6 protein-coding genes are annotated in these 13,337 nt (G+C 65.6%); 2 read left to right on the top strand and 4 right to left on the bottom strand.

From position 1 onward, the window contains the following. Positions 1-11: 11 nt before the first annotated feature. On the top strand, positions 12-6,209 hold the full coding sequence (locus tag AC3ISA_RS14995; RefSeq protein WP_489178506.1) for a hypothetical protein: 6,198 nt from the start codon (positions 12-14) through the stop codon (positions 6,207-6,209). Positions 6,210-6,213: 4 nt separating this feature from the next. Next, the gene (locus AC3ISA_RS14990; RefSeq protein WP_489178505.1) at positions 6,214-6,867 is read left to right on the top strand and encodes a hypothetical protein; all 654 of its coding nucleotides are present in this window, start codon (positions 6,214-6,216) and stop codon (positions 6,865-6,867) included. Here the strand turns inward: AC3ISA_RS14990 and AC3ISA_RS14985 are convergent. The 4 genes from AC3ISA_RS14985 to AC3ISA_RS14970 form a co-directional block, all read right to left on the bottom strand. Continuing rightward, positions 6,852-8,321 (bottom strand): hypothetical protein, encoded by a 1,470-nt coding sequence (locus AC3ISA_RS14985; RefSeq protein WP_489178504.1) that lies wholly within the window; start codon positions 8,319-8,321, stop codon positions 6,852-6,854. The genes AC3ISA_RS14990 and AC3ISA_RS14985 overlap by 16 nt on opposite strands. Positions 8,322-8,398: 77 nt before the next feature. Continuing rightward, positions 8,399-9,694, bottom strand: a complete 1,296-nt coding sequence (locus tag AC3ISA_RS14980) for a hypothetical protein (RefSeq protein ID WP_489178503.1) — start codon at positions 9,692-9,694, stop codon at positions 8,399-8,401. A 23-nt stretch (positions 9,695-9,717) separates the two neighbouring features. Further along, positions 9,718-11,445, bottom strand: coding sequence for a UvrD-helicase domain-containing protein (locus tag AC3ISA_RS14975; RefSeq protein WP_489178502.1), 1,728 nt, complete (start codon positions 11,443-11,445; stop codon positions 9,718-9,720). Further along, a complete protein-coding gene (locus AC3ISA_RS14970; protein WP_489178501.1) occupies positions 11,442-13,301 on the bottom strand; it encodes an ATP-dependent nuclease in 1,860 nt (619 codons plus the stop codon). Before AC3ISA_RS14970 ends, AC3ISA_RS14975 begins: the two co-directional genes overlap by 4 nt. Positions 13,302-13,337: the final 36 nt, after the last annotated feature.

Below are 13,337 nucleotides of genomic sequence, written 5' to 3'. Positions count from 1 at the left end.
AGGTCGCCTCGGTGATCCGCCGCAACACCAGTCTGAGACCCAGTCGTGACGGCGACCGGTTCCACTACGCATGGGCGGCCCGTCGCGCACTCCATCTGCTGTCTCCCCGGTCCGGGCTCGAGGCCGTCGTCATTGAGGGGCCGTCGCCCGCTGAACAGGCCACTCTCACCCCGGTCGTCGAGGGCGAGGAGGTCATCGACGTCAGCGAATACTATGGGTCTGAAAATTTCACCGACGCTTCGCGGATCGACTACGTTCAGCTCAAGCACACGACGCTTCGGTCGCACACGCCCTGGACTGCGTCGGGCATCGCCCCGACCGTTGAAGGCTTCGCGGCCCGATTCCAAAAGCTCATAGCCCAGCACGGTCGCGGCGCTGTGTTCTCGAAGATGCGGTTCCGCTTCGTCTCCAACCGCCGCATCGCGCCCTCGGTTATCGAAACCGTGGAAGACCTGGCGACGGGCGCTCCGCCGCGTCACGCGGCCGTCGCAGACCAGATGCTGAAGGCGTCGGCGCTGCCGCCGCCCGACATCCAGGACTTCTTCGCGCGCGTGGAGCTTGACGGCTCTCAGCCCAGCTTCTCGGGAGTAGAGGACTTTCTCGCGCTGGACACGCGCCGGCTGATTGTCGGTGACGATCTGGACGCTGTGTTGCGGCTCACGGCGTTGGTCGGTCGCAAGGCGACGTCAGAGTTCGCCACCGATCCCGGCATCCGGCGGGGCGAGGTGCTGCTCTCGCTTCGTGTCGGCGAAGACGAACTGTTGCCTGCCAAACCCGACCTTGAGCGTCTGACGAGCGTCGTCCCTCGCGAACAGGAGGCCGACCTTCATGCACAGCTTCTCGAAACGAGCGGTCCCATCGTCATCACCGCCGAAGGCGGTGTCGGCAAGTCGGTTGTGGCGACGCGGCTGCATCACGCCCTGCCGGATGGGTCCGCCTCGGTGCTCTATGACTGCTTCGGCGGCGGCGAATACCGGCGGCTCGATCGCCAACGTCATCCGTGCCGCGTCGCCCTGACACAGATGGCCAACGAGCTGGCGTTCGAGGGGCTGTGCGATCCGATCCTCCCGCGGGGCGCGAGCGACACGGCCCTTCTGCAAGCCTTTCTACACCGGCTGGGGCAGGCGAGCCGGGCCCTGCGCACCGTCTCGCCGCAGGCTCTGGTTCTCATCGTGGTCGACGCCGCCGACAACGCCATGATGGCTGCCGAAGGGTCGTCAGATCCGGCGTTCGTTCCGCATCTGCTCGAAGCCGCCCTGCCCGACGGCGTCCGTCTCGTCATGCTCTGCCGACCGGAGCGGCTTCACAAGCTGCAGCCTCCGGCCGGAATCACAGTCAGTCCTCTGAAGGACTTCAGCCGGACCGAAACCGCCGCACTTCTCCGCAGCCACTATCCCGAAGCCAAGGAAACCCAGCTGACGGAGTTTCATCGACTGACCTCGCAGAACCCCCGTGTCCAGGCGAATGCGCTGGCGACCAGCGACAGTCTCGTCGGCATGCTCCGGGGCCTCGGCTCCAAACCGCGGTCCGTAGACGACATCATCGCCGGCCAACTTCGCTCCGCCTTGGCCGACGTTCGAAAGCATGCGCCGGAGCCCGCCGGCATCGACGCCCTCTGCGGCGGGCTGGCCTCTCTGCATCCGCTCGTCCCCATTTCCGTTCTGGCGAAACTGGCGGACGTCGAACCCGCCGCCGTCCGGAGTTTCGCCAACGACTTCGGACGCGGCCGTTGGCTCATGACGGCGGGAGACGCAGTCCAATTTCGCGACGAACCCGTCGAGGACTGGTTCCGCAAAGCCTACGCCGCCAGTCCCGAGGACCTCGGCCGGTTCGCCGACCGGCTCGCCCCGCTGGCCGAAAGCTCGGCCTATGTCGCCGCCAGCCTGCCGGCCCTCCTCCTTGAGGCCAATCGTCTTGACCAGCTCGTGTCGATCGCACTTGAGGCGGAACGCCTTCCCGCCGACAGTCCCCTAGAACGGCGCGACGTCGAGGCGATGCGCGTTCAGCACGCACTGAAGGCCAGCCTCCGTAAAAGCCGCCATCTCGACGCCGCCAAGTTGGCCATGAAGGCGGCCGAGGTCGCCGCCGGTTCCGGGCTCCAGGACCAGCTGGTTCGCGATCATGCCGACCTGTTCGGCGCCCATCTGGATGCCGGCCGCATCCAGGCGATCGTGGCCCGCGGGCTGCTGCAGGGCTGGCTTGGGGCCCGTTACGCCCGCGAGGCCGCCCTCTGCTCGCAGAAGGCGGAGCTCGGGGGCGAGGCGCTTTCCAGGCTTCGAACCGCCGAGGACCTGTTGATGGCCTGGTCGCGCGCTCCAGCGGATGAGCGCAAGTCCCAGCCTTTCGGCCTGAGAGATCAGACCGATCTGGCCTTCGCTCACTTGAATCTGAGCGGTCCCGCCGCCGCCGTGCGCGAAATCGGGCGTTGGCGCCCCTCACGTATCGGCTTCGAGACGGCGCAGGCCCTGTCAGAACGCCTGATCGACCACGGACGCTTCGAAGATGTCGAAGCGATAGCCGCCTTCGCCTGCGAGAACCGGGCCTTCGCGATTACGGCGGGCGTCGTCAGCGCTCTTGCGCAGGTGAACAGGTCTCCGTCGAGATCCGTGGTCGAAGCCTTGCTGCGCGTGCGCCGGCGTCCCGTGTCCGGTGACCAGGGCGACGATCGGTCGGGGGACCGTTCACCCTCTGCCGTCCTCGCCCTCGTGGAAGCCGCCGCCCGTCTCGGGGACTTCGATCCTTTATCCTTGTCCCGCAAGCTCAACGGTGTCCTGCCGAAGACTGCACCCGACAGTCTGGGAGAGCGTTGGGCCAGTGATCGGGGATGGTATCTCCGGGCGATCACCCTGAGAGACGCCCTCAAGGGCCGTCCGACCACTCTCGACACCCTGTTGCCTCTTCCGCCCGTCAGCGGTCGGGGCGCTTCAACTCATGACTCTAGTGAAAGAGGCGCTGCGCGCCGGCGGGTCGGCGGGATGTTGCCTTGGGCCAATCTCCGGGCACGGGCCCTCGCGGGAATTCCAACGCCGGACCTGTCCGCTGACTGGGCCGAAGCCCGGGAGAGAAGCCAGAGCGCTCTAAGCTATCATCAGGATGACGCGACCGATGTTCAGGACGTGATCCTCGAACTGGCCCATGACGTCCTCATCGAAGCGGACACGGACACGCCGGGATTGCTGGCTGGTCTCGACGCCTGGGTCGAGGGGCGAAGCCGCCCGATGTTTACGCCCACCTGGACCCGGCTCGCGCGCAAGGTGGCGAGGACCGGCCGCCTCGGCGTTCGAGCGGCGCTCTATGCGGAACGGAGCTGCTCGAACCAGTGGGCCGACGCCGCGGAGCGTGCCGATTCCAAACTGGCCACCCATGTCGCCGCTGCGCGCGCCTTATTGAGCCGCGAACCGACCGAAGCGTTCGCCCACCTCGATCGCGCCGTCGAGGTCGCGGGACTGCTCGGCGACGAGGTGCCGTTGAGATGGACCGCCCTGCTCGCCCTGGGGCGCGCCGCCGACGACGGTTCCGCCAGGCCGGAGCTGGCCTATCGGCTCGCGCGGGCCGGCGAGTTCGCCAGCGCCTACATGGAGGACCATTTCGACTTCGGAAAAGCCGTCGCGATCATCGCCGGTCTCGACGCCACGTCCGCGGTCGCCATCGTCAGCCGCTGGCGGGACCGGGGAGTCAGCGACTTTAAAGCGCTTCTGGAATCGCTTGAGGCCACGCTGAGGGCGCGCGGACGTCTCGATCCGCTGGTCGGCGCTAGCTTTCTGGGACTGTCACAGTCATGGCCGTTCGTGGACATGATGCGCGCCGCGCTGTCCGCAGCCGATCCTTCCGACACGCCGGCCATCGTGGGGATTTTCGCGCGATGCCTCGATCTGCGAGGCGCGCCCAGACAGACATGGCGCGACATGCTCGAGGTTGCGCGTAGCCAACATGCCGATACTCGGCCGTTCCGGGCAGGCCTGGCCCGACTGCAGCCCGACGCCCGGTTCGGTCCACGCCGCCGCTATCGTCGATCGACAACCTGGCTCGCCGGATTTCGGCGGCGGCTCGCCGTCCGGCCGGTCACCACGGCGGCGGACGCCTTCGCATTGCTGGCGGCACAATCCGGAGCGACACGGTTTTTCGACAGGCAGGTCGCCTGGGCCGAGATCCTGGCGGCAGTTCCTGGCGATGCGATCGCCGCGTTCATGACCGACCTCCTTGCCTCGAGCGAGCTCCAGAGTCATTCGATCCAGAGCGTCCTCGAGGCGCTTCCCGAAGCTTCCCGCCGCAGGCTGGCGGTCCAGAAAGCTCTTCGCCAGGGCGGCCTGACGCTCGTCCGAAGCCGCTGGCGTGTTTTCAAGGCCAGCGAGTCGCGCGGCCTCACCCCCGAACGGTTCGGCGCCCTGACAGGCCTTACGCCGCGGGAGGTCATCGAGGCTGTTCTCGAGGGCGTGGCCGGGGAGCGGGGGCTGGCCGATCCGCAAAGCCTCTTCGAGCTCATTCCCCAAATCGCCGATCTTCTCTCCCCCGAAGAAGCCGCCGAGGCTTTGATCCACGGCGTCGGTCTCGTGGAGACGGTCATGCCGCAAGCCTTCGGGGACGGTCCGTGGAGGCCGCAGCTTTTGCCGCCGTCCGACATGGAGACGTCTGTTGCGGGCCTGATCTGGGGCGCCCTGTCATCTCCCTTGGACCGCACGCGCTGGGAAGCGGCTCATATCGTCCGGCATCTGTTCACACTTGACCGGACCAGGGTCCTCGACGGGCTCGCGGCCCATCTGGCGACGACCGATCCCGGCGCCTGCGCCGCCATGGACCGGCCCTTCTATCGGCTCAACGCCGAGCTCTGGTGCTATCTCGCCGTGGCGCGAGCAGTGCATGACCATCCCGCCCGCGCCGGCCCGTTCCTCGTCCATTTACGGAACGCGGCGACCGCGTCGAACGATCACGTCCTGATCCGCCAGACCGCCGCGGGTGCCCTGCTCGCTCTCGCGGGTAGCGGGGAGATCGCCCTGGCCCACAGCGCCCGGCAGGCGCTCGAGCAGATCAATCAACCGCGCCTCCCGGCCAAGGTCACCGATCATTTCGGCGGCTCCGACTGGTACAGCCAGACCCACCGCAAGACCGGTCGGTTCAGGTTCGACTACGAGCTCGCACGGGGCGACGCGTTGAGCCTGGCGAACGCCTTCGGCCTCTCTGCGGATCGGCTTGAGAAGATGGCCGAGGACGTGATCCTGAAGACTTGGCGCGTCACCTACGATCATCAGGCCGACGACCCGCGCAGGGACGATCCGGGTTGGTCGAGACGGGGGAATGAAACCCGGTTTCAGAGTTACCGTGACTATCTCGGCTACCATGGGCTCCTGACCGTCGCCGGACAGCTGGCTCGCACCAAGCCCCCCCTGCGCCACCAGTCTGCGTCCCGGAACGAGTTTGAAGACTGGATGCGGCGCTTCGCCATGTCTCGAGACGATGGCTTTTGGCTTTCCGACCGGCTCGACGCCGAGCCGGCCCTTCCGGCGCCGGTTTGTCCGGATCGCGATCTGTGGCGTTGGTCGATGGGTCGTGCGGACCTCGAGCGGGCCTGGCGGCCCAACGCGATCGAACGCATTGTCGCCGGCGACTGGGTGCAGGCGGAGGGCGGCCTCGAACAGACCGTTCGGATCCAATCGGCCCTGGTGAATCCGGCGACCGCCGCGGCCCTGATGGCGGCATGCCAGAGCGCCGGAGACTCCTGGGACTACTACATTCCCAGCGCGGACCAGGACGAGATCGATCAGAGCCCCTTCCAGCTTCGGGGGTGGATCACAGACTTCCAGCGGGATCGAGGCCTAGACGCCGCCGATCCCTGGGTATCGGCCATGTCGGCGTCGCCGCCGCGTCCCGCGCCCTGGATCACGCGGCGCTTCCGGCTTCGTGCGGATCCATTGGAACACGTCTGGCGGTCACGCAGGATCGGGCCGGCGACATTCCGCGCCGATCTCTGGACGACGCACGGCGACTCTGGCCGCGAACATAGGGGCCCGCACGGGCAACGGCTGATGGTCCAGACCCCGGCGCTCCTGCGAATGCTTCGTCGTCTCGATCGCGATCTCCTGGTCGAGGTCGCGATGAGCCGCATCCTTGACCGCAGCTACGGCGACGGCGACGACGCCGGCGATTATCGTCCGCGCAACTCCTTCCTCATCATTCTCCTCAGACAGGACGGCTCCGTTGAAACTGCCTGCTGAACGCTTGGACCTGGGTCGCGAAATCGTCCGTCTTCTCGATCTCGACGGACGGGGAGATTTCATCAGTCGCTGGATGGCGCACTATCTCGCCGAGCTGATGCTGGCCGCAGAGGCTCCGACCGCGACCGACGAAACCCGGTCGCGCTGCGCCGAGATGATCCTGACGCTGTGGAGCCATCGCAATGATCTGCCGGAGGGTCTGCGGCCGTTCTCAAAGCTCGAACCGATTATCGAAACGCTTCGTCGGCTCGATCCGGCGTCGCGCCATCCCTTCTACCAACCCCCGGCGCCGTCGCGCGGGCCTGATATCCTCAAGACGTCGGTCAAGGTCGACGAGGCCGCCCGGCAGGTGATCGGTTTCTGCCTGGATGAAGCCCTTGGCGACGCCTTGCCGGAGGCCCGGCGCCTCTCGATCGTCGCGGCCCGACAGGGCCTGACCGATCCCGAAGGCGTCTACATCGAGTTCCTCGCCTTCGGTGAGGCCGGGGGCTCGACCGACGACAGGCGTCGCCGTGACAAGTTACAGGGTCAGCTGGCGGCGGCCCGGACCTTGAAACGAGAGGCGGCCGCCCTCGCCAGGTCGATTCAGGCGCGCATCGACGCGCTCGCTCCGCCTCCACCCGACCGTTCGGGCAACGAAGGTCAAAGCCAAGCGTAGCGCTCGTCCCGCCACCAGACGATCGCATCGAGTCCCGACGCCACGGCGTGGGCCGCGGCCAGCGCCAGGGCCTGACGATGAGACATGCGGGCGTTTCGAACGAGGGGCGTGGCCTGGGGTCCGCCCCGGCCGGTCCGTGTCACCAACACCACCTCGGATACGTCGTTGGCGGCGTCCTGGCCGATCACCTCCGTCAGAGCCATGACGCATCGGCGAGGCAGCCCCGCCTCGTCGGCCTGTTCGCGCGCCCCGGCGATCAGACGCCGGACCGCGAAATCGAACCGGTCGTTCGCGTGGGCCAGGAGGGTTTTGAACGAGACCGCCGCGCCCGTCTTTTTACGCCAGGCCTCATAGCTCCCACGGGTGACGGGCATCACGACGAACGGTTGTTCCGGACGCCGTGCCGACGACGCCCGGGCTTGCAGGGCCTTCCACCCCTCATAGTCTGCAAACGCCGGATCCCGGCCAAGCGGGGTCTTCTGAAGTCGCGAAAACTCGGCGGGAGAGAGCCCCGGGAACGTCGTGGCGACGGCCTCAAGCTCCGCCGGCTCGTTTCTGGGTCGTCCGTGAACATAGAACTCGGAAAGCCTCCCAAGAGGCGGCGCCGGTTTGACAAAGGTCACGCCGTCGATCTCGAACACCGTGTCCTTGACCGGTGTCTTGGTCCCCTCTCCGCTGATGATCATCTCCGTCATCAGCTTGTCGGCAAGGCCGGACCAGGCCGACTTCAGGGCCTCGTATCCGGTGAAGGGGCGCTCGGGGAAGATCTCGACCCGATCCATCGGCCAGATGGACATCGCTTCAAAACCGTCACCGTGAAGATAGCAGCCCGCCACCACCAGGGCGTCGATATGGGTGGTGTCGTTGATGACCCGCTCTTGCGCGAGCGCCATCAGTTCGTCGTGAGTCAGAGCCGCATAACTGTTGTTGACAAGGAACAGCACCGAACAGCTCGCGTCCGGATGTTCGAGGCGCGACTGCTGCAGTTGTTTGTTCGCTTGGGTGATGCCGGACTTCAACGGACCACGCATGATCGTCCTGTATCTTCGAAGGCCCTCTAGCGGCAGGCGCGCGGGATCGAGAACGATAACGGGGCGATCCGGCCAGTACTCCCGGAAGAGCTGGGCCAGCTTTGCGCGGCGCTCGGGCTTGTCGAGACCGTCCTCGTCGAGCGCTTTCAACTCTATGACCGCGCCACCCAGCCGATAGTCCGCGCCAATCTCCGACCTCCGATCAGCATCAAGATGGGCACGCCGCCCCTTCGCTCGGACGATGACTGCGTCAAGGTCCTGCTCTGAGATCGGGCGAATCCGAAAGGGCTGCATCGCTCCAGTTTGCCTGACGCAACAGGCGCATGCACGGTCGCTCAGCCAGACTTCGGCGCCGCGCGCCGAGACCGACGGATTTGAAGCGAGGCAGATCGCGCCGACGCTCGGCAGCGCCTGGCCTCTCATGCGCAAGCTGTGCGCCGTATGACCGCCGCGGCGGTCGGTGGGGTTCAGCTCATGCAGCGCGGCCTTAGCGTGGCCGGTCAGGGCACGAAAGTCGTCTGCTTCGCCGTCGCGTTGGCGAGCACGCCCTGAGCCCGGAGACCGACGGCATGGCGGCGGTATTCCGGACTCAAGTCTGCGGCGTCGAAAACCCGGATGAGCCGGATCGGATCGTCCCAGGCCCGATTGTTTACCCCGAGACCGACGATGGTGTTCCCGCCTAAGAGGTCGGCCGCTGCGATGATGTGGTCGCTCAACTCATTCAAGCACCAGCGGTCGTGGTCCGGGGATTCAGTCCCCAACGTCGGCGGCGGGAAGGTCATCAACACGTATCGAACACCCGGAGTGGACGGCGATTCCAAAACCGCCGCCCACGAGGTTTTCTGATTCGGTTCTTCCAAAAGGTCGATCAGGGCCCCGACGATCACCCGGCGGTTGAACCGCGACTCCCGGGCGAGGATACGCATCGCAGCCTCGTGGTTGTTGGCGTCGGGGTGGCCCTGCGGCGTCGCTTGCGCGGCGAGGTATTCGCGATGAAAGTCGCCGATGGTGGCATCGATGAACCGGCTCGGCCGGTTCTTTTCGGCTGTGGCAAGGTCTCGTTCTGATCCTGCGAAGCTCGACCACAGGCCTTCGATCTCTGGCGACAAGATCGGGCCAGGGCCATCGATCTGATAGCCTCGTCCCTGCATCCAATTGAGGGTGGCGTGAGCGAGCAGATCAGTCTCCCGAAACCGATAGGCGTTGCCGGCGCTGAGCGCCGCGGCCCGGACGGTGAGATAGGCGATGAAGTCGGGCGCCGTGTCCAAACGTTCGAGGAGGAGATCGATCGTCTCGCCGTCGAAAAGGTGCACGAACTCGCCCCTCACAGAAAGACGACCTAGCACGAACGGCGTCCCTGCGGCCTCATCGTCGTAACCTAGGCTGGACCAGCCCGCCGGCCGCATCGTCGGATCCTTGTTCGGACGAGCGACGCCGACCAAGTGATAGCGCCGTCGCTCACGCGAGGCCAAAGGAAAGGGAAGCGGGTCGCGTCCTGCGGGATCGACGAACACCCGGGTGTTTGGCATTTCAAGCCGACGCATAGCGCCGCCGAGTTGTTTGAGGCTGTCGTGGACCGCGGCAGTCGCCCAGCGTGACCAGGCCAGATCGGGGCCGGCAGCGATATCGAAGTCGCAGGCTTTGTCCGAGACGATGATCACATCGTCGCCGAACGGAATGACGAGATCCGAGATCTCTTTTCCCGCCTTATAGGCCGGGCCGGGGATCGCCCAAGGCTTGAGAAACGTCCGCTCGGCGAGTTGAAGCAGGAAGGATTCGGAGCGGCTGGCTGGCATGGCGGCAAGAACCCATCGCTATTCTAGATCTGCGTTACCACCACGCCAGCTCCCGTGCCCGCGATCAGGAGTCGGAGGCGCTCCGCTTGGGATCGGGGCACGGCGATTGTCAGCAGCCGCTCGGCCCGCGAGGCGCCGACATAGATTTTCCGCGCCTCCTCATTGTCATCGTTTGCGCCGCCGGCGACAAGAAAATCAAGGACGCCCTTGGCCGTCGCCGCCGTCATCACGACGCAAACGGCGGGAAACTCCATCCCCTTCACGCTGTGAATAGTGCGCGCGGGATGGCCATTGGAGGGGCCCGATGAGAGGGCCTGGGCGAGATCGCTGTTCCATTTCAGTTTCTGCTTGATGGTTCCGCCCCCGGCGGGGACCAGGGGCTCGAGAAGACGACGCGCTTCGTCGAGCCAAGCCTGTGCGGTCGCGAACCGCTCGGTGGTGAACCTCAAGCCGTCGGCGACGGCCAACGCGCCCGGCCGCCAATCGAACGGACCGAGGTCAGCCTCGCTGAGATGCTGATGATAGGTCTTCCCGCCGAGTCGCCCGGCCACCTGCAGCATGATCCGATGGACGGTCTCCAACGCGTCCTTGCGTCCTCCCAGCTCGAAGGAGAAGTGGAAGTCACTCACGGCGACGGCGAGCCGGTAGCTAAGATCGCGCACGCCATCATCGGGTGGATGACCAAGGGCATTGGCGCCGGTCCTCCGCGTGGCGGCCACCACAGGGCAATCTTTTGCGGCCAGCCCCAAATCCTCGGTCTGCTCGCGGAAGCTCTCCCCTATGGCGGCAGGGACGCCCCGGCCTGAATAGGAAAGGATTCGCACCGCAGTCGGCTCGTCGCGGTATGCCCCAAGCGCCTCATCAACGTGCGCACGTTCGGTCGCCGGGCGCAGTGCGACGATTCCTCGCGCGATGTGTCGACTGGATCGAAAATTGCCTGACATGGGCAGACGTTCAGGAGCGGGGAAGGACCGTGCGAACTGGACCAGTTCTCGGGTCACACCGCCCCGGAAGCCATAAATCGCCTGGTTGGGATCGCAGATCACCTTTACGGGCGTGCCCGCCTGACGGAACCAATCGATGATCTCTAGGTCGACGGGGTTGCAGTCCTGGGCCTCATCGACAATCAGCTCTTGAAAGCGGGCGGCTAGGGCCGCGCGGAGCGCCAGCCCGTTTGCGGGGTCTCGAAGCCGCGCTAGGGCGATCTCCCGGGCGTCAGAGAAATCGAGCTCGCCGCGGCCGAGGAGCCGCTGGCGCAAGTTCCTCGCCGCAGTTTCGTGGGCAGTACTGTTTCCGCGGAAGCCGGCGCGCTTCAACTTCTCGACGATGGCTGCGCCCGTCGCCCGATCGAAGCAATCCAACTTCAGGACCTGCGCTCCTTCATAGGGTTGGATGTCTCGAGCATCCTTGTCGGGGATCAGCCTAGGCCGCTCAGCGCAGCCTTCGACGCCGAAAGGAGAGATCAGGAGCTGCCAGAGGAAGGAGTCGAATGTGCCGATAAAGTTCGGGAAGGCCGGCGTGGCGATCAACCCCTCCCGGCGAAGTCTCTCCTCGAGCTCCGAGACAGCAGCAGTGGTGAAGGACAGGAAGGCGATCCCGCGGCCCGATCCTCGGACCGAGAGGCATCGCCGCGCCCGTTCAACCATGACTGTCGTCTTGCCCGCCCCGGGGCTGGCAGCCACGAACGCCGAACCGTCGTGCTCAATGACGCGCGCCTGTTCGGGCGTCGGCTTGAAGGGGTTGGCGGTCACACCACCAAGGCCTCGATGGCCTGCGTGAGGTAGCCCGGAACGGTGAATGGGGCGTCCTGGTTGATCGCGTCGGCAAGCACTTGGGCGAAATCACCCTTGCGGGTCGTTTCAAACAGCCTTTGAACTGCGGTTGCTTGCGCGGCACCAGCTTGGCCCGCTGCAGCGTCCCATTTCGCTTCCGATAGCGGGTGGAGGGTTAGGTAAGCCGTCCTCATGATGGCGGCATTGCCGGCACGTACAAGCTCACTTTCCAGCGAATAGTCATTGACGATGACGTCAAGCAACGCCCCAGCCTGCAAACTTTGGGCAAGAGCGGTCAATTTGCGTTTGCGCGCGGCACCTGGCGTCTCTTGCCCGGCCGCCACGGCGCCGGCATCGCCGTCGGTCAAGACGACGAGCTTGTCGGCAATTCGCACGTCCTCGTATGGGGTCAGGAGCAGCTTCGCATAGGGGTCGAAGTCGACGCCATCGATCGGGACGAACACGGCGGAACGGAATAGTCGCAGCTTTTCGACGTCGTCCTTGAGGACCAGCTTCTTGGCGATGACCGGGAGCAGAAGAGCCTCGGCGATGCCCTCCACCAGCAGGACCCGCCCCCCGAACAGGAAAGCCGACTTGGTCACGTCCAGATAGCGATCGATCTTGCGACGCTCGATATCCGTGAGCTCAAGCTTCGCGAGGGGAATGCACCGGGTAACGCGTCGGGGTCGACCGGCCGCGACGACCGGGTTCGGCTCGATCTCGGGCATGATCTCGGCAGGAACGCCGGCCAGCGGCTGGACTGGCTCGGTCGGCGACGGCTCCGCTACAGCCTGTGGCGCCGGGGGCAGGTGGGACCGGAAAAACACCAGCTTTCGGCTCTCGACCCAGGCGGACAAGTTGGGCGAATGGGTCGCCACGATGATCTGGAGCTCGCCTGCAGGACCCTGGTGGCCCTCCCGGGGCGCCCGAGATTTGGTCGCCTGCTCGTCCAGAAAGCTCAACACCGCAGCTTGAAGCTGCGGATGAAGGTGGGCCTCGGGCTCTTCGACCAAAAACAGCGTGAGATCGGCGTCGTTCACCTTCTCAAGCTCCACCGCGATGGTGGCCATGTAGAGAAGGTTGGCATAGCCGTGGCCGGAGTAGCGCAGATCTTCCGGTTCGATCCCATGATCAGAAAGCTTGAATCGAAGATCGCGAGCAATATCGATGAGCTTCTCTTCGTTGGCAAAGCCGAGAGAGGCCGCTTGGCGCCGGACTCCAGCCGTCAACGCGGACAGACCCGTCTCGACTGCCCCGCCGACCTTGCTGAGAATGTCGGCATCCCCGCCGCGCCGCAGGGCTTTCGCGACATCCTCAGGCGCTCCGCCTTCAAGGAAGTGGTTGAGCAGCGCGTAGATGCGGGTCGGATTCCCGGAGGCAAGGGCACGCTTGGCGTCGCGCAGCGGCGGAAGATAAACGTGACGCACGCTTTCATGGCAACCGGCTTCTGGGTTTCCCCGCTGGCTTCCGGCCCAGAGTCGGGGCCGGACGGGGAAGCGGCCCGTGGTCTCGTCGTATTTTAGGCCGAAGACACAGCCCGTGATGGCTGGATCTGTGGCGGCCGTGATCATACGTCCCTTTTGACCGGGGTTCAGGTCAGTGAATGTTGCGCTGAGATCGAACGCTCTGGTCGCGCTGCCGAACCGAATGTCGGTCGTTTCGCAGTAGATATCCCGCCGACCACCCAAGGGCTGGGTCAGGAGCCGGATTGCGTCGATCGCGTTGCTTTTGCCGCCGTTGTTCTCGCCGACAAGGATCGTCAAATCCTTGCACAGGGGGATCTCTGTCTCCTCGAACGAGCGGAAATTCCTGAGTCCGAGTTTCTCTAAATACATTGGCCCCTCAAGCTCCAAGCCGGGCGACCAATCTAG

The sequence above is a fragment of the Brevundimonas sp. KH_058 genome (genome assembly GCF_057838505.1).
Note: the sequence above shows the minus strand (reverse complement) of the source record. Positions and strands in the feature narration are given on the sequence as shown.